Source organism: Paenibacillus sp. J31R122 (assembly GCF_056269185.1).
Map to the genome: position 1 here is coordinate 53,904 of NZ_JBWDNM010000022.1, position 23,238 is coordinate 77,141.

Here is a 23,238-nt window from a genome sequence, read left to right on the forward strand (position 1 = left end):
CATATCCTACCATCGCCTTTGTCGTCGCGATATTACCCGAAAGGATGCATCCAAAAGAATACCCTTCTGTAAAAATCAGGTGCTCAAATGATATATGAGTGTGTATAATTTGGAGGTAGACTTTTTTTGATGTAATGTTATGGAATAAGTGGGTGAACGGATGATGCAATTCAGAATGGAGGAGCTTGAAAGCCGGCTGATGGTCGGACGCTCCGCTGAAATTAACGCCTTTATCAACATCCTTGAGGATGAGCGGCGAGCCAAGAGGCTGATCCACCTCTTCGGAACGGCCGGCGTCGGCAAGAGCTGTCTGCTCGACGAGCTGCAGCGGCAGGTCAGATTAAGGGGAATTGCCTCGATTGCAATGGACAGCGAAGGATTTTGGCGTTCTCCGGATGCTTTTTGCTTACATATATTGCGGACATTAAGAATCTTGGAGCTTGACGACGAGGACCTGGAAGCTTCTTCTTTGTTGGAGAGAAGTATCCGCATGCTGAACGATAAGACGGCGTCCGAACGGCTGGTGCTGTTTCTGGACAATTACGAAACGATGGAAGCGCTCGATCATTGGCTGCGCGAATATTTTTTCAAGCAGCTTCACGAGAATGTGCTGATCGTCACGGCCGGACGCCACGCCCTCTCCGAAGCGTGGATTCTCTCACCCGTCTGGCGGTCGCACATCGCGAGAATTTATCTGGATCATCTTCCGTTTGAAGCGGTCGAACGATACGCCCGCTATTGCCAAATATCCGATCCGTCTTTAGTCCGGGATATTTGGCGCAGGTCCAAGGGGCATCCCTTAACGCTTTCTCTGCTTGCGTTTTTCTGGGAGAATCAGTCACCGAAGGCCGACGAAGAACGGAGCGCAGAGGAGGCGGACAGCCTGCCATTCATCGTAAGCCAGTGGCTGCGGGAAATTCCGGGCGAGCATATGCGCCCGCTTGTCGAAGCCGCCGCCGTGCTGCGTTATTTCAATCAGGATACGCTTTCTTTTATGATGGAGAAGGAAGTGACTTCCCCCGAATTTTACCAGCTCATCCGTTTCTCTTTCGTACGGAGAACCGACAGCGGCTGGACGGTTCACGCTTTGATGCGTGAAGCTGTGATTCAAGAATTGCGTCTGCGCTCGCCCCAGCTGTATGACCGGCTTCAAACCAGGGCCATCCTCCATGCCTATGAAGGATTTAAAAATTCGCCGCGGGATTTGCGCAATCACGAAGCGCTGGAGCTTACGTATTATGCCGGGGACGCTCTGATCCGTGCCATAATGAATTGGTTCGATCCTATTCCCCGCCCATTCGAGTCCGTCGGCCTAAGCCACCGCGCCGAGCTGGAGCGCTATGTACAGTACCGGCAGGAAACGGCAGCGCCGCAGACGATCAAACTGTTCGATGCCGCTACGAATCGCCGTTTCGACTTTCCGCTGACTACGGAGCAGAACCTATATTCGTTGAAATGGTTCAATATGGACCGGTTGTTTGAGCTCGGATATGACGTGCTTCGCGTCATGCGGAACGACGACGGAAAGATAGCGGTACTCATCGCGTTGGTTCCTATCAACCGGAAGACGATGCCGTATTTGATGGAGCATCCGTGCTCCCGCTCCTATTTCTCTAGCATTACGGAAGAAGAGCTTAAGCGGTTCGCCGTTCCAGAGCATACCCGCGCGGGCTGGTTTATTGATATGATCGATCAAAACGATTACGAGAATGCAGCCCAGCATACGGTCATCGGACACTTTCTCCACGGTTTGATGTTCACCGGCGAGTTTTTGCTGCGTACGCCTCCTCCTCACCCGTTCTTCCAGGCTGCTCACGAGAGCCTCGGTTTCGATACGGCCGATCAGGCCGTCCATACGAACTACGACGGCATTACACCGACGCCCGTCTTCGTTCGGGATACACAGGGCAAGCAGCTCCATGTTTATATCCGGAAGCTGGTGAAGCGCTCGGGCCTTCGTATCGAACTTCCACTCGAGGAATCGGACGACACTGGTGCAGATGCTTCCCCCGTCAGCGGCGGCAAAAGCGGGATTTCGGAGCTTTGCGGCTTGACCGCCCGGGAGAAGGAGGTAGCCTCTCTCGTGCTCGAGGGGTTGACCAATGCGGAGATCGCCTCCCGCTTGTATCTGAGCGAGGTAACGGTGAAGAAGCATTTGAAATCGATCTTCGAGAAGCAGGATGTCAGCAGCCGGACTCAACTGGTTCGGAAGATGCTTATGTAACGAAGATTAGCCGCACGCATGCGGCTAATCTTTAGGTAAGGCTTATAGAACCCATACTTTTCGGATTCGCAAGTAGTGAATTATTCGATTGCCCTTGTCGGCAAGCCAATTGGCTACATCGATCCATCGTTCTAGTTATTGTTCAATTGAGCAATCAAGAGTTTTGCTTTTATATTTCCTTCATTTTCTTTTTAAAGTTGGACATAAATAAACCTTTAGTTACTTCCACTTTTCCAATTTCACTAAATCCATGATCAATATATAAGTTTTTAGCTGGGCTATTATTGGCTCCCGTTGAAACAATGATCTCATGAATATGATTTTCAACCTTTTCTATGTACTGTAGTAGTATTCTCCCGATTCCTTTGCGAAAGTGATTAGGGGCTACCATTAAACGATGAATGTCTAAAGTTTTGTCTTCTATTTTATAAGATATAACTCCTGCTAATTCGTAATTAATATAATATCCAAAAAAAATCTCGCCACTCTGTTGAAGATTTTCAATATTTTCACCTAATGGTGGTATTAGAATTCCTGTAGATGGATTATTTTCGACTTTGTAAAAATAAAGGCTCCTTGATCTAATAATATCCTAAAAAAAAGCCGCCATTTTGGCGACTTTGAAATTTATTTATTGCTTCGCTCCAAAGAGTCCCTACAATACGTAGAAGCTCTTCATAACTGCTAGTTATTCAAACCTTATTACCCAGCCAACTGACAAACTCCCTATCAAATAACGTAGGCTCTTCCAGCATCGGATTATGCCCACTCTGCTCAAAAACAACCTTGTGCACACTTGGATGCAAAACTTCAATCCCATCCCACAAGGAAACGGGAGAAACTAAATAGTCATATCGCCCTAATCCTAAAAACAGCGGCTTATTCAGCTTAGTCATAGCCTCCAATAAATTGAAGCGGGCAAATTCTTCTCCCCATAAATAATCAATTACATCCATATTGGTATGAACACCTTCCCACAAATAGTCAGAATTGAATGTAAAGTCATAAAAGCTGTGAGCCCTCATGCAAATGTTCATATGGATAAATCGATGTTCCGGATCTTGGGCGACCCTTGCTTCAAAATGTGAAAAATCAGCATAAAAAGCATCTTTTCTCTCAACATCTGCTGTCTGCTCAAAAAAATCAATACTGCCCTTTTGCCGAGCGTTGCTGTTATCTGGCGCTGTATTCAGCAGTGCCAGCCTGCTTACGTGCTGAGGATATTTGAGTGCATAACTCATAGCCATAAAAGCATGACCTGAGTGACCAATCAATCCAAATTGGTCCAGACCGAGTAGCTTTCTGGCCTCTTCAACATCCTCCACAATTGCATCCAAGGCGTAATTATCACGATGAGGTCTATCTTGACCTAAATATGGTGCAAATCCCTTATGATCCAAAAAAATAAATGTATATAAACTTAGCAAATTCTTGGAGAAAAGGCGCGGATAATATATACTGCTCCCAATCACTACGACCGGGGCGCCTTTCCCATAAATAGAATATCCTAATTTAAACTGATCACGGACAAAATATTCCTGCTTCATAATAAAACCCTCATTTCTTAATTTTTGATGATCACCTCCTTTGTGAGCTTCTTCGTCTCAGCTTTACCGTTGTATATTTGCTCATAATTGTCACCTCAGGTTTCAGTTTATCATATTTGATTTGTTTTACCCGTCATTTGAATTATCGCAATGACTTTCTTGTATTTTCACTATAATTTCACTAACACAATGTTCTATATCCTTATTTGAGCAATCAAGAGTTTTATCACTATACTTAATGTATAGAGGAACTCTTTCCTCGTAAACGTCCTTAAGACTATTTCCTTTCTTTATTACAATACCTCTGGTTGTTATGTTTATTAGTCTCCTTTTAATTTCTTCATATGGGACATGTAAATAAATAATCTGTCCACCCTGTTTAAGGACATGCATAGCTTTTTCTGAATATATAACACTTCCACCTGTAGATATAATGCAATTTTTCAGTTGCAATTCAGACACAATTTTTTCTTCGACTTCCATAAATTTTTCGATACCATCATTATCAATTATATCTTGTAACAACTTACCTTCATGTTGTTGTATAACAATATCTGTATCCACGTAATCCATTCCTAAAGCTTTTGCAAGCAACAAACCTAAAGTACTCTTACCAGCTCCAGACATACCTATAAGAACTATATTCATATTCTTCCTCATATTCTTCCTCACTTTTGTAATGCCTCCATTTTTTTCTTTAAACCATTACATCACTAATAATGTATTCAATTTGCACATTGCAGGCTTTTGCTGAATTATACCCGAACCTAATGTTTTCCTCTACTATATCAACAACTTTAACCTCTTTGGCACCCATAGATAGCTTATGATTAAGATAAATTATATATTCAAAACGCGAACTAAATGGTATATTATTACTCTAAATGAATAATGAGTGTGATTAAGGAGGAGATTATGAAGTCGTATCGATTAAGAATGTCAAATTTGCTCATTGTAGGTTTTTTGCTCATGCTTTTCGTTCCCCAGTTTGCCTATGCGGAAGAGAGTGGAGGCACCCGAGAAGCTGCTGATTCAACAACTATTATCGGAAGCGTAAGTCCGGGAGACGGCGCAACGATTACCGAGAACTTTACGATCATCAGCTTTGGACTCGGGATTCCACTAGCAGAAACAGGATCGATCATTATCATGGTCGATGACCAACAACTTATAGAGCCGAATTATATGCATGGTTTGGTATTTACGTACTGCTCGAATTTACAAAACGGTACGCACTCCTTAAACATTCGTGTCTTAGACCATGATGAGAAATTATTGCAGGAATACAACGGAAGCTTCAATGTCCGGCTCTCAGTATGGGAAAACAGCGTCTTGGAAGCAGCGAATATCGAAGCGAATTCACTCCGTTTATCCTGGACGCCTGCCAAAGAGAGTATGGGTTACAGAATATATGGAAATAGCATACTCCTTGGGGCAGTGAACGGAAATATCACCACATTTGATGCAACTAATCTGTGGCCAAATACCACCTACAACTTAAAGGTGGAGACGCAGCGTTCCGATGGCAGTTGGACGACGGACGGCCCAGCCCTTACGGTGACAACCTACCCTCAAGATCGTTTAGAACCGCTTATTGAATCGGTGTCTCCCGCTGACGGCAATAACTTAGCGACGGCTTGGTCGGAGATCACTGCCAAAGTATACGATCTGGACTCCGGTATAAATCTTAGCATGTGCATGGTCGGGGTCGACAATAGGATGGTGCCGTTCAGTTATGACGAAGCATCTGAGACGTTGACTGCAATTACTCCCAGATTGCCAAGCGGCACTCACTCCCTTCTAATCTTTGCCACGGATAACGATGGTAATCAAACGCGGTACAACAGCAGCTTTACCGTAACATACGAGGAAGGGGCGCCGTTCCTAGAATGGAGCAACATGCTTCGTGCCGCTCTTGACGCAGGTGATCCTGCAGATTTGGAGGATGTACGTAAGCTAAGTTCTGAATTTGCAGAACTGGACGAGATAAGCGACCTGTCCTTGATTGATCCGATCTGGAACAAAATCAAACTCAAGCTTCCTGCATCTGTTGATCAGGTCCAATTGAAAAAGAAGCTTTTCCATATCATTTTGTCGATAGGTTCACTTCCATACGATCAACTGGAATCTGGGTTAGAAGACATCTTGTCTGATCCCGAGTTTCTGCTGACACTAAGTACCATAGCTGCGGCAGGTGGAGAAACGAAACTAACGATGGAGGATGTTGTTTCGTTCATTTTTGGGGATGGCAAGGATCTCAGAGGTATTGAAGGACATGTTCAATATTATCTTTCGCAATTGTCTCCAATCGAGCTGTTAGGTCATTTAGGTAATAATCAGAAAATGACGGACATCCTGATGAAAGCCATAACTAATCAGCTTAGTCAATCAACCTATTACAAAATAAGCAAGATTCTGAGGAATCTTAACGTCACTCCTTATGATGTTCAGTCTACAATAATGAATTTCCAGAAAAAGCTGAAACATGATGAACCAGCCGCCTATGCATGGACAGTTGCCTATATCCGATCAATGGCACAGGCATCGGTTAAACTTAGCGGCGGCTATCAGCGTAATTATAGTTTAAAGGTTGCCTCTATTGACATTCCGACGCAAGCACTGGTATGGAAAAAGGTATCCGGAAGTTCTCTTTTCAATATCACGCCATACGGCACCGCCTCCATTCCTGAACAGGCGAATATTGCAACCGCGGTTATTCAGGCGGCTATCGTCAACCCAAATAGCGGGGAGAATAAAGTTATTTTCCAGAAAGAAGTGACCATAATCGCTGACAAAGACCCATCAATAATTTTACAGAGCATCATGAACGATTTCGAAACCAAACTGGGTGAAGTACAAAGTAAGCTTAACGTCGCGACAACGCACGAAGAGCAAACGCAGTTGCTTCTGGAATTGATGAATGCAGGAAAAGCGGCGATTAAGCAAACTAAAATGTTAAACATATCCGAAGCAATAAAAACGGGTGCCAATGACACGATCACAAAGGGGATTGTACAAGCGGCAAGCAGTTTGCTGGTGTCTTCTAATGTGCTACGTCTGCCAATTAGTCAATAAAGTGCGTTGATCTTAGATCGTTCGGTATATAGACAAAAAAGGGACTTTAATCATGTTAAGTCCCTTTTTTCGTTTCCTCGAAAAATGGTTGGTATTCAAACCATCTTTCTATTAATCTATATAGATAGACAGGGAGGAGAGAAAAATGTTTCCAACATTAGAGACAGAAAGATTGTTACTAAGAGAACTCTCAAAGGATGATGCCGATGGCATATTCTCTTGTTTTTCTAATGAAAATGTGACTCGATATTATGGACAAGAAACATTAGATAATAGAGAACAAGCAGAAGCATTTGTTGATTTTTTTGCAAATAGTTACAAGGAGAAAAGAGGAATTCGTTGGGGAATTGAAATAAAAGGAACTCAAGGGATAATTGGAACTATCGGATTTAAGGCTTGGTCCCCCAAACATAAACGAGCAGAAATAGGATATGAAATACAACCTGAACACTGGAGAAAGGGCTATACCTTCGAAGCTGTATCTAAAGTAATTCAATATGGATTTGATGAATTTGGCCTTACTCGCATAGGGGCAGTTGTTTTTATAGATAATGAAGCATCTAATAAATTGCTAACTAAAGCTGGATTTCAAAAAGAAGGCGTTTTGAGGGATTATATGTATCAATATGGAGAGGCATACGATACAAATGTATATTCAATCCTTAAAAATAATAGATAAGCTTTTTAATTGCAATGAGTAGGCTTATAATGTGTACGAATTGAATCCCTGAATCTGTTTATCACATCATACAGCTTCCATATACTTATAATACTACTCCCCCTAACACACTTTAACCCTCTCCTTTGTTTGGCGACGCCCACACCAAATGAACGGTATTAAACTTGTAGCGTTCCATATGATGTATATAAATCGGGGACTGTTGAAAAATATTGATCATATTACGATCCAGATGGCAGCCGATAACACGTAGGAATACCGGCTCGATGATCTTTTGGGTGCTGCCAATCAATCGGTTTGAACTGAGACCATGCTCCATTAACAAAATTTGACCGCCCGGCTTGCACCACCTGCTAAAAGATTCCAACACCTTAACAGGATATTCGTAGCCACAAAAGGATAATGTCGAGACGATGGTATCAAATGAGTTTTCTGGAAACGAAATAGATTCAATATCGGATTGAATGAATGTGGCACGAATTTTGCTAGCCCTGGCGGACTCTCTTGCCTTGGATAACATAGCACCGCTGAAATCGACAGCAGTCACATCTACATTTTTGGGGTAAAAGTAAAAATTCGCTCCGGCACCTACTGCTACCTCAAGAACCTTCCCCTTTGCACTTCCGATCAATTTTTCCCGCCATTTCCGTTCCGAATGCTTCTTCCTTCTTACTTCGTAAATATTGGATTGATTATCAAATTTACGGATGAGTTTCTCTTTGTCCATAGTACCCTCCTCCAAGCAATTCTGGCATTTGATTCTTTTATTGTTTCAAAGTCATTAATAAGAATGTCAATTTTCTCTAAATTCAAGGGTCCAGGTGGACCTGTAATTATATCTCCATTCTCTTTTGCTATATTCGAGTTATATGTATTACATAAATTTTAATTAATACAACCCTTTTTCAGTAATATAGTTTTCATTGGAATTTTTTAAAATTAAATCAAAATTCCGATGATAAGGATGCATAAATAAATCATATTGAATTCTACGCTCTTCTCTCTCATCATATGAATGTCTCTCTCTAAAGCGAATATATTATGAGCAGCAGGATGACAAGCTGTCATTTTCTCTTGATAGTGTTCATTCGTGTATTCATAGTTGATTAAAGTGTACTTCCTAAGATGAGAACCGATAATGTAGGGGTCCGTATTGATATAATTTACATCGTCATGTCCCAGAAGCTTTAAAAGATTATTGGCGAAAGTTGTCTTTCCAGATGCACCATGACCCGAAATCCCAACGGTGAATCTTTTATCCTCACTTCTACTCAAATTGGCTATCTCATGTAAAATCCTGTCCATATTTTCCGCCATTTGCTTTATTAATTCATGGTCATTATCTTGCATTTTATACAGCCTTTAACAATACCTATACTTTACCATGAATGACCTAATCTTATTTAACTATACTGCCAGTTATCTTAATAAAATGAGCAGGATACCGTAGCACCTGCTCATCAATGTCTGTCATTCAACTATAGTTACCAAGGGAGTTCAATAGATACATTATATACTAACGCTTAAGCAACCTTCTTTTCTTTTTTTGCCCGATGAATGTCGATAAACTGCCAATTACTATTAATATGAGTCCAAGTGATGCGGTTACAAACGGAAATAGCAGCGGAAAGAATAAGGAAGGCCATCCTTTTAGAATGTTTGATTTGTACCCTAATGAAAATGGTGAAGTGTTGGTGAGGTTAATATAATCAACTCTTTGTGGAACATCTGACCGCTGTTCATGGAAAATTGATTCTCAAGAACTTGACCATTGTTTTTAATTGTTAGGGTACGCCATACCAAATCTGTAACATGGTTGCCCAACAGACGTTGAACCAATATCAAGTTTTCACTCCCTTTTTCTTCAACTACCAAAAGTCCAAAATAACCATGATATCTGTTTTCATCCAAGTAATTCAGCCTTACATCTATTGGATTTATCACAGACCAATCCTTATCATTAATCGTGATACTTATACTTGATTTTTCACGACTGTCTTCATTAAAATTCCCCGGATGGAACTTGTCTTCAATTCGAATTGTATTACCTTCCCAAAAATAATCTCTGGCGTATCTTATGGAAGAAATATTTGATTTCTGAATGATGCTGTTGTATTCATGGGAAGATTTCAACAGATGAGACATGTTACCGTTATATAAATAGTTTTTGATACTGATATTCTCAACAGGTATCGAAGCGCCTCTACTAAGTATCTCGACTTTATCCAATTCCATGAAGTTTACATTAATACGATCGACTTTTATATCCTGCTTTGCTCGGATTTGATAAACCATTTCTTGTCCCATCAGAAATAATGGTTTTGCTGACAGATCATTAAAATTACACCTACAACTATGACAATCACATATTTTATCCTCAAAAATATGTCACCCCTTTTTTGTTCGTGAACAATTTACGTTCACCAACTAACTATGAGTATTTACTCTCCCCAAGCACTAAAATCTTCACTACACTTTGTTCGGGTGATTTTCAGATAGTTATGTCTTGTGATGCTTGAACCAATCTCGGATGAACCATTTCCTCTAACATTGACACAAAGTGTATCTATTGGAGTTCGCTTCCCTTCATGACTGACATAGAAATATTGGTCTGTTACTAGCCCGTATTCCATATCAGGTTTAGAGGTGTTATATGTCCCATCGATTCTAATTGGAATTACATCATACTTACCTTCCTTCTCAAGTGCTGGTGCACCTTGAACATTATAATTCACTCGAATGTCGCCCTCAAAGCCCTCAGGGATTAGATAAATATCATTCGTTGAAGAGGATTTGGTGAGCCCTAACCCAGCAAAAGCAATAATCCCAAATACAGATAGGACTCCAAGTAGTATTGCGATAATATTTACGCCAGCATATTTCCGATTCTTTGTCATACATCACCAATCTCCCATCTTCTCCATCTAATCAAGGATTATATCCCTCTTTTCTGTTGTTGATTAGTTCTAACTTTTGTAGTACTCCCATTCCATAACGGTATTTGTTAGAGCCAAAAAAAAACAGACGATTGTCACCACACAATCCTGCCCGTTAGCTCAATGGTCTGCAGAACATAGTTACAAAATACCATTAATATTAATTGATAACATTAACTACGAATATCAAAAAGTACTGAATATTAGTCATACAAAATACCGGTTTTGTGAGGATGCATCAAATCGTTAAAGTGTTAAAGCATCAAATCGATAAAGCGAATAAGCATGGGACATACTGCCCTTTGATAGGCTTTATCATCAATCACTCATGAACAAGTCGGCATAGAATGCGATATCTGTTTGTAAAGGAGATTGAGCAATGGCGACATTCAGAGAGGCTGTTAGGCAGAAAAACAGGATTACGAATACCTTGCTAAAACGTCGTGATGTCCATGCGGTAGGAGTAGGTTACACCGATCCATTGAAACCGGAATTAGGTGCGGCGATCTATGTTTATACGGACAAAAATCATTCAACCGTACGAAACGGCAATATTATATCAACTATGTTGAAATCTGGCGCAACTGCTCCTATCCGTTTTATCAGGTCGGGAAAATTCTATGCGGATGGGGCTCACCCCAAAAAGAAGGGGGGAAAAATAACTCAAACACCAAGAAGTCGCTGGCGTCCTATTCCTGGGGGGGTCAGTATTGGTACTCCACAAGGTACGGGAACTGCTGGACTCATTGTAATTAGAAACGGCCAGCTATTTATTCTTAGTAACAACCATGTGCTGATTAATAATAACTCTCCGGTCTTTGCAGAGACTCTTCAGCCTGGACCATTAGACGGAGGCAGAACTATTACTGACAGGGTGGGCCGGGCTTTTCAGTTTGTTCGGCTTATTCCCAATGCAAACAATTTCCAAGATTCATGTATTGCCCTCCCTACGTCCAACGCTCTTTTGAATCCACGTTACTTGGCCAATAACATCGGGTTTTTAACCACTGTGCCTGGCCATCTGCTAAGCTACCCTGTCGGTACAAATGTGTTTAAAACAGGTCGTACCACAGGTCCAGTGACCGGGTCAGTGATTGACGTGAATTGGACCGGTGATATCACATATCCCTTCGGCACTTTCCGTTTAGCTAATCAGACAACGATTCGCGGAACGCGTCCTATCTCTGTCGCAGGGGACTCTGGGTCTGTATGGCTTCAAGCGCCTGGCAGAAATGCTGTAGCCATGAATTTCGCTCAATCGGAAAGCGGAAACTTGTCCATCGCGACTCCGATTGCCAGGGTGATGTCCACTTATGGATTACGAGTTGCAATCCCTGCCGGAACAAGAAATGGGTTCAAAGCAGGCTCTGTAAAACGGGCTGCACCGAAAGGAAACTATCGTTATGTACAGCCGTTGACAGCAGCCCAGCGTAAATGGCAACGGGTTATCAATGTGAGAAAGTAGAATAATTAATAGGGGTAGTGTCAGATTCGCTGGTACTACCCCATGTAATTGTTTCTGCCACATGCTTTCGCACCTATTGTTTCGATTCTCTCGGACTGGTTACGGTTCCTATGACCAATCTGCTACTGAGGTTTGGATTGACGTTGATCTCGTAAAATATTTTTTTAATTTCTTTAACCCTGTCCGCTGGCACGGAAATAAGCCAGGAGCGAATTTGATTTACCTCTTGATTGCTTAACTCGACATACACATGTCCCGCCGTTACACCGCCATAAATCCACATTCCTGAATTTGCTACATCATCGGCTGATTCTTTAAAAAGAATCACAGACTCCGACTTATCGACGAGATCTGTGAAATATAAAAAAAACAGCCCCAAAACGACTATTGTGAGAATGAGGGCAATCGATGGTATGCTTTTTCTACCCATTTTCTCCCCCCCCCAGATTCATACGTTCCTTAAAAGATAATGTTGCTCTAACCTGCCCGGTAGATCAACGAGGCTGCCGATTTATGCCGGCAGCCTCGTTCTGTGATTGTTATGCTATAGTGTCCCGTTAGTTCAACCTTCTATTTAAAATAACCCTCGTCCAATCACATTTGCTGAAATTGGTTGAAGCCCAAGTTCTCTTGCCCAAATGGATAGCTGACCCATATGATGAATTTCATGGGCAATCACATGATGCAAGATTTCACCTTTGGTAAAAGGACCTTCAGTCCACGGAACGCTCACAGTCTCGTTTTCAAAATCACTTGACCATGTATTAAGGAATGCCTGTGTTTCTTTGAGCCAAGAATCGGAAAGTTCCTTTACTTGCTGGATTGTCTGATAGTTCTCAAATTGTACTTGTATATCAGGCTTACCTTGTATACCTCGAATCCAACTATATTCCACGTCTGAAATGTGAAAGAAAGTATACAGAATACAACCTGCCCCACCAATTCGATGACACAACAATTCTTCTATTGGGACTTGCTTGCACAGTTCAAACCATTCATCTCTTACCATCCAGTTATACTGAAACAACTTTATCAACTCATAGCACTCCCAATTTTTCAGTTTGTATCTATTTATAATTCGTATCGAATAGAAGAACTCTTTTGTTGCTAAGCTATCCTGCCTGTTAATGAAATGAGCAAACTACTTTAGCCTGCTCAACAATGCTAGTTATTCAACTTAAGTGTCCCGTTAGCGTAACAAGTGCCCGAATGGAATGGAGGCGAGCCTTTCGGCGCTAATCGCCCCATTCTTTCGCATAAGCCGCGCATTCCTTGCGGACAGTGTCGTCGGTATTCAGCCGCCGGATCATCATCATATACGAATCTGTCTCATACTCGTCGGAAACCGCGAACAAGACGATAATGTCGCGACCGACCGCACGGGCAAAGAAGCCCGAGCGTACCAGTTCTTCCAGCGCCTCGATGCACGTTTCATACAACTCCTCACGAAACGCCACGAAGCGACCGTCTTCATGGCTTGCCGAGGGCTCCTCCGTCAGGACGAAACTTCGCAGCTTCTCGCAAATCGCGCCGAAGGCCGCCACCGCCCCTTGACCTTCGAACTTCCATTCCGCAGGCTCGTATTTGAAATACAACGCATGTTCCGCATCGCCCGTGACCATGTCTTCGAGATGCGCTTCCGTATTGACGGCAGGGCATACCGTCATGGCGCCTTCGTCGCTGTACAACGCAAAAGCGATCACCCGATCTTCCCGGTACGTCTCATGCATTTCGGCAAAGACCTGCATAGCCGCCGTTTTAATCTCTTGTTTCAGAAAGGGGAAATCGAAATCCATCGGGGCAACTCCATACTTCATTCCTCTATTACAATTTCCTTTTCTTTACACCATTCAATAACTAATTCCTTTACTTTTTTTTCTTTGAATTCATACCATTGTTTTTCGACGTCATATTCTCTGATCCCGTCTTTAAATCTTCTAAATGCTCCTCTTCCTCGAATAGCTCCAAACAATTCTTCTCGGATCTCAGCTTCACTTAATGTCCCGATAAATTCTTCTACTATTTCATACTCATGGTACTTGTTTTTTAATGTGAAATCGAGGTAAACCTCATCTTCATCCTCTATTATTTTTATTGCTTGTTCAATGTTCTCTCTTTGCCAATCTGGATAGCTTTCAAGCGGCTCTTCATCTTCTGCCGCTCTCATCTCTTCTCTCGATAATACTATAACTTCTCCTGTCAGGGTGTTTATATATGTAACGGTCTCATCCATTTGAATTTCAATCTCATTAATTAGATCATCTAATTTTACCGCTGCTTTTTTCTTCATTTCATACCCGTCCTTTCATTGATATCCCTTCTACTATACAGTTTATTCAAAATACATAAATAAATCAAAGAGGAGCTGCATTATTAAATGCAACTCCTACTCAACTATAATTACCCGTTAGCACAATGCTGCCTAGGCAGTCATCATTCATTTTATAATAAAATAGGTCCCATAATGTCCATAACAATGGCCGCCAGCTGCGAACTTGCGGCCTAGCGGCTTGCCGTCTTTCTCGCTCCAGTCTTATTTTCAGTCTGCTAGCCAATCCTCTACTCTAATTGCAGAAACTTTTATATAGGTATGTTTAATTTCTGATGGATGAATTGCTCTCTTGCATCGTCTCCATCATGGTATAAAAATATTTACAGTCGCCAGTATTGAAGTAGTTATACCACGCTTCTAACGTTTCATTTTTAAATAGATCCAGCAGCGCAATAACCTCACGCGCTAATAGAAGTCCGCCGGCTGCACCGGTTGTGATAAGATTGCCGTCTACAACGATCTTCTCGTCTTTATAACAGGCAGCGCCTTTGTATTCGTGGCAGAACAAAGTCAAATACTCCAGACTGTTGCTCGTGTGTAGACGATTATCCAATAAACCGGAATCGGCAAGTGCGGTGGTCGCTCCGCATATTGCTGCAACATTGCCGCCTGCGTCCAGCAGTTGTTTTGCTTTTTTGACAACTGGTGCATGTTCGGGATCATTCCAATTGTCTGCCCCCGGCAAGAGCAATATCGCGGATGTTTCATGTGTGATCTCATCTACCGTCAGATCCGGTAGGATCGTCATGCCGCCCTTTGTTGTGATCGGACGTTTGGAAGCCCCAACCATTTTGACAGGAATACGGCTCCCTTGACTTTTGAAATATTGACCTGAGTTGAGCTCTGCAATTACAAAGCCAAGCTCCCAATCCGCCATCGTATCTAGCACATAAGCATATGCGTATTTCATGTACTCCTCCTTGATTATCTATGATTTCTTCACTTGAGGATGTCGAATCTAAAGGCAGTCCGCTAATCCAGCAATATCACCTGGCAGTCGTCTCTATTATGCTCTGTTCCCTGTCTTCCAAAGGCATAAATACTCCCAGGGACAATTTTGCGTGTATATGCCACTCTTAGTATCGCTCTCCTTTCCTAAAGCTAATTGTAAACGTCTAATGTGGACAACAGTATGTCAGTGACACTCAGGTCTGCCAAAATCTTTTTCCAGTTTAAAACTTTACGTTCTTTAGACAACTATTCTGCCAGTTAGCTTAATAAAAAAATAGAGCAGCTGCCGCAGCAAACTGCCCCTTATTTGTTCAACTAGCGTTACCAGTTAGCTTAATCATGCAATGTCTCATCAAGTTATTTAACTATAATCTTCAATCAATGATATTTTTCCTTCATTAATTCCAAATACAGATTTCCCTTTTAGTTGAATCGTATCTCCAATCTTTAATCCGTTAGGCAAATCAACAGCCAGTATTGCTTCATAATCAATGTGTATTTCTACTCTGTCATCTATAGCACTGTAATTGGTAATTGTCTGACGACGAATAGAGAAAATCTTTGACGACTTTTCTGCCAGTTCTTTAAACTCTTGTATCCCTCTGGTCTCTGTGATAAATTCTCCATTGGAAAAATCCCTAAACAAAATATCCTTATGTAAAAGATTAACCATGCTCTCGACATCAAATGAATTGTAGGCCTCATAGCTTCCCTTTATTTTACAAGGTGACTGAAAATTGTATTAAACTAAGCTGCCCGTACTCTTAATAAAGAAAGAGAGCAACTGCCGCAGCAAACTGCCCCCTATTTGTTCAACTGTGATACTATTGCTTTTAGTTCAATTAAGTCATCTATAACTATATCAGCCTGAGAAAGTTCGTCGTCTCGTGCAAAATCAAAATTACATCCTATGGCAACTAAGCCATTATCTTTAGCTGCATTAATATCCGATAAGCGGTCACCTACTACTGCCGCATTAGTAATACCATATTTTTCTATAATAACTTGAACTAAGTCTGATTTATTTAACGATTGAATTTGTTGGATACTAAAAGTTTCAGTTACCCAATTATCCAAATTATAATAAGTCACAATTGCCTTTAAATATTCCGTCAAACCATTACTTGCTATGTAAATTGAACAATCCATCTCTTTTAAATGACTGAAAACTTCCATTACATTAGGATATAAAGCCCCTTTCCCACTTCTTATATTTTCAATTAATCGTTCTAGAAAGTATTCATCTGTTTGTTCTCTTACTGCATTTGAATGATTGGGTAACAGAGTTTCCCATACTTTTGGTAAAGGTACACCCATAATTTCACGGTATTTATCAATAGGCGTTACTGTATCCCATTCATTTAGATCCCTTAAATGATTAAAAGCATCTTCGAGTGATATCTCTAAAATTTTATCTGTTTGGAATAGTGTTCCGTCCATATCAAAGATGAGTGATTGTGACATTGCTTCCTCTCCCTTTGTTAAACAACTGATTATCATCCTTCTTTATCAGTTTTAAACGCATTGGGTAACATGAAGTTGTGCTATCCTGCCAGTTAGTTGAGAAAACGGCAAAGACAAAACTTTATTTATAATTTTTGATCGATTTCGTATTAATGTACAATTCACTCCGTAACGGGCATCCGCATACAATACACCAGCTACGCAGATAGACGTTCGCCCTCATTATCATGAGTACATGGTAACAACCATTATAAGGAGTGAATCGATATGTCATTATTGCCTCCGTTTGGACCGCCGGGATCGCAGAGCGGCGGACTTCCGCCGTTCGGACCGCCGGGACCTCCTCCGCCTCCATTCGGACCACAACCGGGACCGCCCGGCCCATCAATGCCGCCAGGACCTTCCGGCTTTCAAGCGCCTACCGCGCCGCCACCGCAGTTCGTTCCGCCGCGGCCGCAGTTTACCGCGTTCGCAGTCGATCCGGGGGCCATCCGCAGATGCTTGTTCCGCAATACGTACATTTGGCTTAGAAATGGCAATCAGTTCTGGTATTTCCCTATCTTCGTAGGCAGAACTTCCATCGCTGGCTTTCAATGGAACGGTTTTTTCTGGATGTATGCGGGGTACGACCTGAATCTCGTCGAATCGTTTACTTGCTTCTAACGGCTTCGCTTCATAACGGAAACAAACAAGGGCAGCGCATAATGGCATCGGCCGACATGCACTGCCCTTTTTCGGTTTCAGCTCCTAACGCCTTGTTTTGAATTTTAACCAGTTTTTCTTGAGTTATCCTACTCGTTAGCGTAATGAATTATATTTTCAATCTGTTAATGTTTTTTTCATTACTGCTGTGTATATTCCTTTGTTGAATACCATTTCAAATCCTCATGCCTTATATAATTGGTTATAGGGTAGCGGTATTCATAAAGTAGTTCGCCATTTTCATTAAATGCCTGCGGATGTAATCTGTCGAGTTGGAACGAATCATCCCACGAAAATGTCATTGGATCTCCTATACTGGCTTCTTTCTTAAGTCTGCTACCTTTAGGCCCCACTTCAAGGTAAGAAACTTCTGGATCATCAACCAAAATACTTATCACTGTGGTTTTCTCACTTGGATTACCAATCGATGTCCCACCGATTGTTTTAATCGGATCATCTCGATGATAATGATATACTGACATTCTTGAAGACCACAAAAAGCCGAGAGTCTTTATGCTGATTGCTGTTACTGGCTTTTCTGGTGAGTTAAAAATATAAACTCCTCCCCAACTATAATCCACCACATCTAACAATACAGAATCTTTTGGTACTAATGTGTTTGCCCTTGCAGCACTTAAACCGTCTAACCTATATCCACTTATGTAACCAATGAATAACAATAAAATAATGATGACAATAACTATTCGTATTTTGGGTTTTATTTTTTTCATTATTACACCACCCGTCACTATTCACTTATCCGTTAGTTCAGTTAGTCAGAGGGGTTATAAATGTAGGTTTTTATTTTTATACTGATTGTACTTACATCCTGATGTCATAACCAATAATTTTATTTGCAACTGTGTCGATATAAATACCAAGTGAACCTAATAGGGGATCAAAAGTAGTCTTAAATAAGACCCGAGCTATGCTTTCAGGTTTTTCTTTAGTTGTTTTCAATCCAATGTCATCCCACTTTGCTAGGGTGACCTCTGCTTGTTTCCAGTCACCAATGACTGTTTTTTTCTCAGCTTCCTCCAATGAATTCCATGCGATCTCTCGCATCTTCATTTCATCTAATGACTTTGACTCTGTTGTTCCTTTACTGCAACCTATAAGCGTCATCATTATTACGAAACACAGTAACATTAGTTTAATCTTCAATATATACCTCCTGAGCTATCACCCACGTTTAATAGTTTGTTTTAATCTTCTACCATTTTTAAGACGAAAAAAGGTTCTGTTTGTTCCACTATACTACCAGTTAGCGTGTGATTTCAGCTGCCATCGTTAAGGTCTGTATGAAGGTATAGTTACCCGTCAGTGCAATGAGAAATTTAGAAATGCTGGCAATAAAATTAACAAAGCAGAGATTGTAAGAAAAAGTTGAGTTGCTTTTTTAGGGAGTTCTCTCTTCCCTTTCCTGCGTACCATCTGATGAATTGCATTTTATTTCTGTATAAAACAAAAATCAGAATGTATATACCAAGCATTACCGTCCATTGATATTTTTCAGTGTATATGCCGATTTCAGAATAGATTGTTTTTAGAAAAAATCCCGAAAGTGCCCCAAGAAGTGCAAATATTAAAATAATCCGAATTAACTCCAGCATCTAAAGTAGCCGTGGTCGACTGTGTAAATAGACTGATCAACTGGATATACGCAATCTTAACGAAGATAGAACCTTTCTGACTAGACTGAAAAAGCAATATTTAGATATTGAGGAAAGTCTCCCTAATTTCTATGGTAACTTCAAGAATTTTTATTCCCTGAACCGAAACCGATTACATATCCATCTATATCTTTAACAGAAAAATCCTTCCAAGCTCCCCAATCATATTCGGCTACTGTAGGCTCAGAAACGATGATAGCACCATTTGTTTTGAGTTCTATATATAAAGCATCCAGTTCATCGTGTGTTTTTACATAAGCATAAGTATTCCAAGTACCCTTGTTAGGTCTAACATCTTCTATATCCGCTGCCTGGATCAATTTAAAACCTAAGCCATAATTATCTCGAATTGCCCAATGTTCATTCACTTCACAACCCAAAGCGGCTTCATAATACTTCTTAGACTTTTCTAAATTTGATACCAATAGGACCGTAAGAGAATTTTCAACCTTTGCCTTGATTATCTCCACCAATTTCCACTCTCTTTGATTAATTGTGGTAAATTAAACCACATACAGAATAACGAAGGTATGTTTGCTTGTAAAGATGCTCTTACAAAATAGTATAGTCACTACGCATAAATGCCCGTTAACTTAACGAATGACTGCCTGAGTGGCAGCCAACCCATATTGAACTATAGTGTCCCGTTATGTCCTGTTAGCGGAATAGCACTTTCTAATTGGATTTCTAGTCCATCAATCATAACCACCCTCTGCTGGGGGTAATTCTTTATAAGCATCTTTACCGGCCACTAAATTTTGGATGAATGTTCGTAATTCCAATAGTTGCTGTGCATCGCTTGTTACATCACAATTTTTATCCGACCAAGTAAAGTTTTTTGTTTCACCATCTACACTAATTTTCCAACTATCTTTATTATAGGGTATTTTAGAACAAGACAGGTTGGTTGGTAATAACTCTTTCGTTCCCATGATGTTTATCTCTCTCATCTTCTCATAAATGCTCCGCATCTCTTCCATGGTAAAAGTGATGTTTGCAGTTGCAGTCCCTAACATTATCAAATCTTTTGTAACCGTATCTTGGTAGGTATTAATTTCATTTTTAGTAACCTCTCCATAACCGAAACTAACCATGAAATCGAAATCGTCGGGCATTACTTTTGGCATTTTGTTCTGTTGCTTTGTTTCCGTACCACAACCTGTAATTATAAATAGTAGTACAAATAACAATGAACATAATCGTTTCATTTCAACCCCTCCCAATTACTCCCAATCAAAATTACAGACGAAAATGTGAGACATTTGTTGCGCATAACTGCCAGTTAGCGAAATGAAGGGCTACCACATGGCAGCCCTTTCGATGGTCAACTATCGTTCCCCGTTAGCGTAATGCCCACACTCCGTAATGTATTTAAACACAAAGTTCATTTTAACCACAAAGTTTACATCAGTATATAAACACAAAGCCACTCCTAACGATGGAGTGGTTTCTTCAATAGAACTTACTCTTTTATTGAATTATGTAGTTTCCTGAAAATACAATTTGTCTTACTTAACCTTTCTCGAATCTCAAACAATATAGCGGTTCACCTTCATTAGTGACGCCACCCGTATACTTAAAACCTAGACTGGTATACATTTTTTTTGCCCTTTCATTTGTAGAAACGAAACTCGTATCTATCTCATTGCAAGGAAATCTCTTCATGACTTCTATAATTTTCAACATTTCTTGTTTTCCAATTCCTTTACCTTGATACTTGTAGTCAATCATAAACATATTTACTCCAACTCTGTTAACTATGGGATAAGAACTTTCCAGTAGTCCCAAGCCTTTAAATAATCGGCTAAATCATGTGGATGGTGTTTTAAACAGATACCTATGCGACAATAAAGCTGAATGATTACTTCTTTGATAAGACTTGATCTCTCAATAGGCTCATGATTAAGCAAAGTGAATGTTGAAATCAAAGTTTCTAGGTTCAAATCGTCAGGAGAGGAGCAAAACGCATATATAAAATCATACAGTACAGGTCCAACAATAGGTGAAGGATCGATAACTCCTTTTAATGTGTTTTGATCATACACAAAATTATGAACACCACAATCACCGTGAAGCAAAAATCTTTCATATCCTTCATTTGTCGAAATGTTTCCAACAAATGATTTTACTTTATGATAATCTTCAACTGGTAAAACGCTACCAATATTAATTCGGGCGTATTCCACACCCCGATCAATGAATTCATGCCAAGTTTGACACGGATCATCTAACCAGAAGCCCCACTTATCAGTTTGCTGATAGATTTCGTAATGATTCAGAAGTTCTTTGATCAAAAGAGTCAACCAGATTATTTTTGTACCACGATTAAAATGTGTTGTACCAACGGTATAATAATATACAATGTACTTTTTAGTAGTATCGGTATAGAGAAGCTTAGATAATAGTGTGCTATTTTTATAAGCTTGATGCAATTGTTCGACCAAAAATATATTTTCTGAGCTATCGAGTTTCAACACGTATTTTGGATCGTCGTCAACTGTAAGAGTATATACTAGTCCTTCTGTAGTTCCATTCATCTTATTAAGTAACTTAGTAGTGCAATCAACTACACCTTTTTCACAAAGTTCTTTTATTATCCCGTTAACATCTATTCCTAACTCCATTTTTGCCACCTCCCTAAACCACTCCATTAATTTTATATACCTAACTACATAACAACATCAGAACTCCTAGACAACCTTCTAAGGCATGTTTAAACCCTGAGTGTGGAAATATAGTGTCTTTTACTCGTATTTTTCTTTTAATATATTTCAGTATTGATTCATGATAATTTGAAACACGAACTCAATAAGCCAAGTTGACAATTTGTAAGATATTCCACGGAGACCCCTATCATAAATAACAGCGGTTTATTTCAACACGGCGCTCCATTAAACTACCCGTTAGCGGAATGAAAAAGGTTGTAACAATCATGTTACTTCGTAACTTGTAATTCCTTCATGATTTCTTCAACTCGTTCATCATTAGTGGAACCTTCGGAGACATAAAATAATAATACATTCGCTATTTTATATTTAATATGCGTTTCCACACTTGCCGCTGCTGTATTATCCTCAAAATCATTTTGTCCTTTTTCAGCCTCATGGCTGGAGGAATAGACATAAAAACTGATTAATTGATTTTCATTAATTGAATAAGTTTCAGGCTTGACTCCATTCAAAGTTCTTAAAAATACATTTTCTGGATTTAATCCTGTAGGCTCAGATAACAGAATATCATACGTCTCAAATGAATCGTTAATCTGTTCCGCCGTAATTATTATTTCATCTTTCGAGCTTGTATTTATCGTACACCCTGTTGTAATGAAACATATTAACAAAAGAACAATCATAACAAATCTCACGCATTTCCCTCCTCCTTTGGAAATGATGGTAATTTTCTTATAAACAAGGACGCTAAAAATTATACGAATGTTTCGGTAAACTGTCCGTTAGCTCAACGAGGCTGCCGTTCCATGTCGGCAGCCTCGTCATGTTGATTGTTACGCTATAGTTACTCGTTAGTTGAACGAATCTATGTAATTATCACAAAAATTTATTCAAACCACTTTCTTGGTCCGATATTGTGGAATAAATGATTGCTATCAGGATCCAAAGCTTCTTGTATTCGCATAATAGTGAAGTCACTAATTGGTCGAGGTAGATCATCTATGTTGAAATAATTACATTCTGTTACTTCCTTAGAGTCTGGCTGTGGTTGTTGCTTATCGATTACATTACAAATGAAAGCAAAGTGATGCATATCATTATTAGGTTCATAATATACACCAATTAAGCGTCCTACAGTAACTTCAAGACCTGTTTCTTCAAATACTTCTCTCTTCGCAGTATCCTCTGCAGATTCATTCTTCTCTGATAACCCACCCGGAATTTCCCAATTATACTTACCATAGTTATGTTTTACTAGAAGGATTCTCCCTTCTGAATTCAATATGACAGCAGCTGCTCCTACTAGATTGTTTGACATTTAAAGGCCTCCTAATAATTTGTAATTTATGCCCAATTTATTATACGGTAGTTAGCGAAGCTTTGTTGCGGTCTTGTTAAAGTATTCTGCCAGTTACTAGAGTAAAGGGCTGGTCTTCCCAGCCCCTCCTCATCAAACCGTACGTGAGGTTTTCCCTCATACGGCTTTCCGATGTTCGTCTTTCATGGGCATGCAGATTACAA

26 protein-coding genes and 1 pseudogene are annotated in these 23,238 nt (G+C 40.3%); 5 read left to right on the plus strand and 22 right to left on the minus strand.

What is annotated here, in order from left to right; translation table 11 throughout:
• Positions 1-160: 160 nt before the first annotated feature.
• A complete protein-coding gene (locus AC0YN7_RS26915) occupies positions 161-2,224 on the plus strand; it encodes a helix-turn-helix domain-containing protein (RefSeq protein ID WP_475813104.1) in 2,064 nt (687 codons plus the stop codon).
• Between the two features lie 169 nt (positions 2,225-2,393).
• On the opposite strand, the gene AC0YN7_RS26920 is transcribed toward AC0YN7_RS26915, so the two are convergent.
• From AC0YN7_RS26920 to AC0YN7_RS26930, 3 genes are all read right to left on the minus strand, one after another.
• On the minus strand, positions 2,394-2,813 hold the full coding sequence (locus tag AC0YN7_RS26920; RefSeq protein WP_475813130.1) for a GNAT family N-acetyltransferase: 420 nt from the start codon (positions 2,811-2,813) through the stop codon (positions 2,394-2,396).
• Between the two features lie 103 nt (positions 2,814-2,916).
• A complete protein-coding gene (locus AC0YN7_RS26925; RefSeq protein WP_475813105.1) occupies positions 2,917-3,771 on the minus strand; it encodes an alpha/beta fold hydrolase in 855 nt (284 codons plus the stop codon).
• A gap of 126 nt (positions 3,772-3,897) precedes the next feature.
• Positions 3,898-4,443 (minus strand): shikimate kinase, encoded by a 546-nt coding sequence (locus tag AC0YN7_RS26930; RefSeq protein WP_475813106.1) that lies wholly within the window; start codon positions 4,441-4,443, stop codon positions 3,898-3,900.
• A 243-nt stretch (positions 4,444-4,686) separates the two neighbouring features.
• Between AC0YN7_RS26930 and AC0YN7_RS26935 the strand changes: the two genes are divergently transcribed.
• Positions 4,687-6,846, plus strand: a complete 2,160-nt coding sequence (locus AC0YN7_RS26935) for a fibronectin type III domain-containing protein (protein WP_475813107.1) — start codon at positions 4,687-4,689, stop codon at positions 6,844-6,846.
• A 145-nt stretch (positions 6,847-6,991) separates the two neighbouring features.
• The gene (locus tag AC0YN7_RS26940; RefSeq protein ID WP_475813108.1) at positions 6,992-7,525 is read left to right on the plus strand and encodes a GNAT family N-acetyltransferase; all 534 of its coding nucleotides are present in this window, start codon (positions 6,992-6,994) and stop codon (positions 7,523-7,525) included.
• A 112-nt stretch (positions 7,526-7,637) separates the two neighbouring features.
• Here the strand turns inward: AC0YN7_RS26940 and AC0YN7_RS26945 are convergent, their stop codons facing one another.
• The 4 genes and pseudogenes from AC0YN7_RS26945 to AC0YN7_RS26960 all read right to left on the minus strand — a co-directional run bounded on the left by AC0YN7_RS26945 (position 7,638) and on the right by AC0YN7_RS26960 (position 10,422).
• Positions 7,638-8,252 carry a class I SAM-dependent methyltransferase gene (locus AC0YN7_RS26945; protein WP_475813109.1) on the minus strand — a complete coding sequence of 205 codons (615 nt, stop codon included), beginning with the start codon at positions 8,250-8,252 and terminating at the stop codon, positions 7,638-7,640.
• A 162-nt stretch (positions 8,253-8,414) separates the two neighbouring features.
• Positions 8,415-8,830, minus strand: a pseudogene (locus tag AC0YN7_RS26950) (hypothetical protein).
• A 366-nt stretch (positions 8,831-9,196) separates the two neighbouring features.
• Positions 9,197-9,820: a hypothetical protein gene (locus tag AC0YN7_RS26955; RefSeq protein WP_475813110.1), complete on the minus strand. Its 624-nt coding sequence runs from the start codon at positions 9,818-9,820 to the stop codon at positions 9,197-9,199.
• A 146-nt stretch (positions 9,821-9,966) separates the two neighbouring features.
• A complete protein-coding gene (locus tag AC0YN7_RS26960; protein ID WP_475813111.1) occupies positions 9,967-10,422 on the minus strand; it encodes a DUF6843 domain-containing protein in 456 nt (151 codons plus the stop codon).
• A 418-nt stretch (positions 10,423-10,840) separates the two neighbouring features.
• Between AC0YN7_RS26960 and AC0YN7_RS26965 the strand changes: the two genes are divergently transcribed.
• On the plus strand, positions 10,841-11,926 hold the full coding sequence (locus tag AC0YN7_RS26965; protein ID WP_475813112.1) for a chymotrypsin family serine protease: 1,086 nt from the start codon (positions 10,841-10,843) through the stop codon (positions 11,924-11,926).
• Positions 11,927-11,999: 73 nt separating this feature from the next.
• On the opposite strand, the gene AC0YN7_RS26970 is transcribed toward AC0YN7_RS26965, so the two are convergent.
• The 7 genes from AC0YN7_RS26970 to AC0YN7_RS27000 form a co-directional block, all read right to left on the minus strand.
• The gene (locus AC0YN7_RS26970; RefSeq protein ID WP_475813113.1) at positions 12,000-12,356 is read right to left on the minus strand and encodes a hypothetical protein; all 357 of its coding nucleotides are present in this window, start codon (positions 12,354-12,356) and stop codon (positions 12,000-12,002) included.
• Positions 12,357-12,500: 144 nt separating this feature from the next.
• The gene (locus AC0YN7_RS26975) at positions 12,501-12,962 is read right to left on the minus strand and encodes a DinB family protein (protein ID WP_475813114.1); all 462 of its coding nucleotides are present in this window, start codon (positions 12,960-12,962) and stop codon (positions 12,501-12,503) included.
• Positions 12,963-13,161: 199 nt separating this feature from the next.
• A complete protein-coding gene (locus AC0YN7_RS26980) occupies positions 13,162-13,722 on the minus strand; it encodes a DUF4303 domain-containing protein (protein ID WP_475813115.1) in 561 nt (186 codons plus the stop codon).
• 17 nt (positions 13,723-13,739) lie between these two features.
• Positions 13,740-14,216 (minus strand): UPF0158 family protein, encoded by a 477-nt coding sequence (locus AC0YN7_RS26985; protein WP_475813116.1) that lies wholly within the window; start codon positions 14,214-14,216, stop codon positions 13,740-13,742.
• 304 nt (positions 14,217-14,520) lie between these two features.
• Entirely contained in the window at positions 14,521-15,168 is a 648-nt protein-coding gene (locus tag AC0YN7_RS26990) for a DJ-1/PfpI family protein (RefSeq protein ID WP_475813117.1), read from the minus strand.
• Positions 15,169-15,570: 402 nt separating this feature from the next.
• Positions 15,571-15,927, minus strand: coding sequence for a nuclear transport factor 2 family protein (locus tag AC0YN7_RS26995; protein ID WP_475813131.1), 357 nt, complete (start codon positions 15,925-15,927; stop codon positions 15,571-15,573).
• A gap of 86 nt (positions 15,928-16,013) precedes the next feature.
• Entirely contained in the window at positions 16,014-16,673 is a 660-nt protein-coding gene (locus AC0YN7_RS27000; protein WP_475813118.1) for an HAD family hydrolase, read from the minus strand.
• Between the two features lie 267 nt (positions 16,674-16,940).
• Here AC0YN7_RS27000 and AC0YN7_RS27005 point away from each other — a divergent pair, with 267 nt between their 5' ends.
• A complete protein-coding gene (locus AC0YN7_RS27005; protein WP_475813119.1) occupies positions 16,941-17,336 on the plus strand; it encodes a collagen-like protein in 396 nt (131 codons plus the stop codon).
• Between the two features lie 179 nt (positions 17,337-17,515).
• On the opposite strand, the gene AC0YN7_RS27010 is transcribed toward AC0YN7_RS27005, so the two are convergent.
• From AC0YN7_RS27010 to AC0YN7_RS27045, 8 genes are all read right to left on the minus strand, one after another.
• Positions 17,516-18,106, minus strand: a complete 591-nt coding sequence (locus tag AC0YN7_RS27010) for a hypothetical protein (protein ID WP_475813120.1) — start codon at positions 18,104-18,106, stop codon at positions 17,516-17,518.
• A 91-nt stretch (positions 18,107-18,197) separates the two neighbouring features.
• Positions 18,198-18,539: a hypothetical protein gene (locus AC0YN7_RS27015; RefSeq protein ID WP_475813121.1), complete on the minus strand. Its 342-nt coding sequence runs from the start codon at positions 18,537-18,539 to the stop codon at positions 18,198-18,200.
• Between the two features lie 589 nt (positions 18,540-19,128).
• On the minus strand, positions 19,129-19,518 hold the full coding sequence (locus AC0YN7_RS27020) for a VOC family protein (RefSeq protein ID WP_475813132.1): 390 nt from the start codon (positions 19,516-19,518) through the stop codon (positions 19,129-19,131).
• A 225-nt stretch (positions 19,519-19,743) separates the two neighbouring features.
• Positions 19,744-20,256, minus strand: a complete 513-nt coding sequence (locus tag AC0YN7_RS27025; protein ID WP_475813122.1) for a hypothetical protein — start codon at positions 20,254-20,256, stop codon at positions 19,744-19,746.
• A gap of 304 nt (positions 20,257-20,560) precedes the next feature.
• Positions 20,561-20,836: a GNAT family N-acetyltransferase gene (locus tag AC0YN7_RS27030; protein ID WP_475813123.1), complete on the minus strand. Its 276-nt coding sequence runs from the start codon at positions 20,834-20,836 to the stop codon at positions 20,561-20,563.
• Positions 20,806-21,672: a phosphotransferase gene (locus AC0YN7_RS27035; RefSeq protein ID WP_475813124.1), complete on the minus strand. Its 867-nt coding sequence runs from the start codon at positions 21,670-21,672 to the stop codon at positions 20,806-20,808. Before AC0YN7_RS27035 ends, AC0YN7_RS27030 begins: the two co-directional genes overlap by 31 nt.
• Positions 21,673-21,983: 311 nt before the next feature.
• Positions 21,984-22,412 (minus strand): hypothetical protein, encoded by a 429-nt coding sequence (locus AC0YN7_RS27040; RefSeq protein WP_475813125.1) that lies wholly within the window; start codon positions 22,410-22,412, stop codon positions 21,984-21,986.
• Between the two features lie 191 nt (positions 22,413-22,603).
• Positions 22,604-23,035, minus strand: a complete 432-nt coding sequence (locus AC0YN7_RS27045) for an NUDIX hydrolase (protein WP_475813126.1) — start codon at positions 23,033-23,035, stop codon at positions 22,604-22,606.
• Positions 23,036-23,238 lie beyond the last annotated feature (203 nt).

What these genes read in the sequence shown, in the direction of transcription:
- AC0YN7_RS26915 (WP_475813104.1), top strand. Translation starts at nt 161, where the DNA reads ATGATGCAATTCAGAATGGAGGAGCTTGAAAGCCGGCTGATGGTCGGA.
- AC0YN7_RS26925 (WP_475813105.1), bottom strand. Translation starts at nt 3,771, where the DNA reads ATGAAGCAGGAATATTTTGTCCGTGATCAGTTTAAATTAGGATATTCT.
- AC0YN7_RS26935 (WP_475813107.1), top strand. Translation starts at nt 4,687, where the DNA reads ATGAAGTCGTATCGATTAAGAATGTCAAATTTGCTCATTGTAGGTTTT.
- AC0YN7_RS26940 (WP_475813108.1), top strand. Translation starts at nt 6,992, where the DNA reads ATGTTTCCAACATTAGAGACAGAAAGATTGTTACTAAGAGAACTCTCA.
- AC0YN7_RS26945 (WP_475813109.1), bottom strand. Translation starts at nt 8,252, where the DNA reads ATGGACAAAGAGAAACTCATCCGTAAATTTGATAATCAATCCAATATT.
- AC0YN7_RS26955 (WP_475813110.1), bottom strand. Translation starts at nt 9,820, where the DNA reads ATGGTTTATCAAATCCGAGCAAAGCAGGATATAAAAGTCGATCGTATT.
- AC0YN7_RS26960 (WP_475813111.1), bottom strand. Translation starts at nt 10,422, where the DNA reads ATGACAAAGAATCGGAAATATGCTGGCGTAAATATTATCGCAATACTA.
- AC0YN7_RS26965 (WP_475813112.1), top strand. Translation starts at nt 10,841, where the DNA reads ATGGCGACATTCAGAGAGGCTGTTAGGCAGAAAAACAGGATTACGAAT.
- AC0YN7_RS26970 (WP_475813113.1), bottom strand. Translation starts at nt 12,356, where the DNA reads ATGGGTAGAAAAAGCATACCATCGATTGCCCTCATTCTCACAATAGTC.
- AC0YN7_RS26980 (WP_475813115.1), bottom strand. Translation starts at nt 13,722, where the DNA reads ATGGATTTCGATTTCCCCTTTCTGAAACAAGAGATTAAAACGGCGGCT.
- AC0YN7_RS26985 (WP_475813116.1), bottom strand. Translation starts at nt 14,216, where the DNA reads ATGAAGAAAAAAGCAGCGGTAAAATTAGATGATCTAATTAATGAGATT.
- AC0YN7_RS26990 (WP_475813117.1), bottom strand. Translation starts at nt 15,168, where the DNA reads ATGAAATACGCATATGCTTATGTGCTAGATACGATGGCGGATTGGGAG.
- AC0YN7_RS27000 (WP_475813118.1), bottom strand. Translation starts at nt 16,673, where the DNA reads ATGTCACAATCACTCATCTTTGATATGGACGGAACACTATTCCAAACA.
- AC0YN7_RS27005 (WP_475813119.1), top strand. Translation starts at nt 16,941, where the DNA reads ATGTCATTATTGCCTCCGTTTGGACCGCCGGGATCGCAGAGCGGCGGA.
- AC0YN7_RS27010 (WP_475813120.1), bottom strand. Translation starts at nt 18,106, where the DNA reads ATGAAAAAAATAAAACCCAAAATACGAATAGTTATTGTCATCATTATT.
- AC0YN7_RS27025 (WP_475813122.1), bottom strand. Translation starts at nt 20,256, where the DNA reads ATGAAACGATTATGTTCATTGTTATTTGTACTACTATTTATAATTACA.
- AC0YN7_RS27035 (WP_475813124.1), bottom strand. Translation starts at nt 21,672, where the DNA reads ATGGAGTTAGGAATAGATGTTAACGGGATAATAAAAGAACTTTGTGAA.
- AC0YN7_RS27045 (WP_475813126.1), bottom strand. Translation starts at nt 23,035, where the DNA reads ATGTCAAACAATCTAGTAGGAGCAGCTGCTGTCATATTGAATTCAGAA.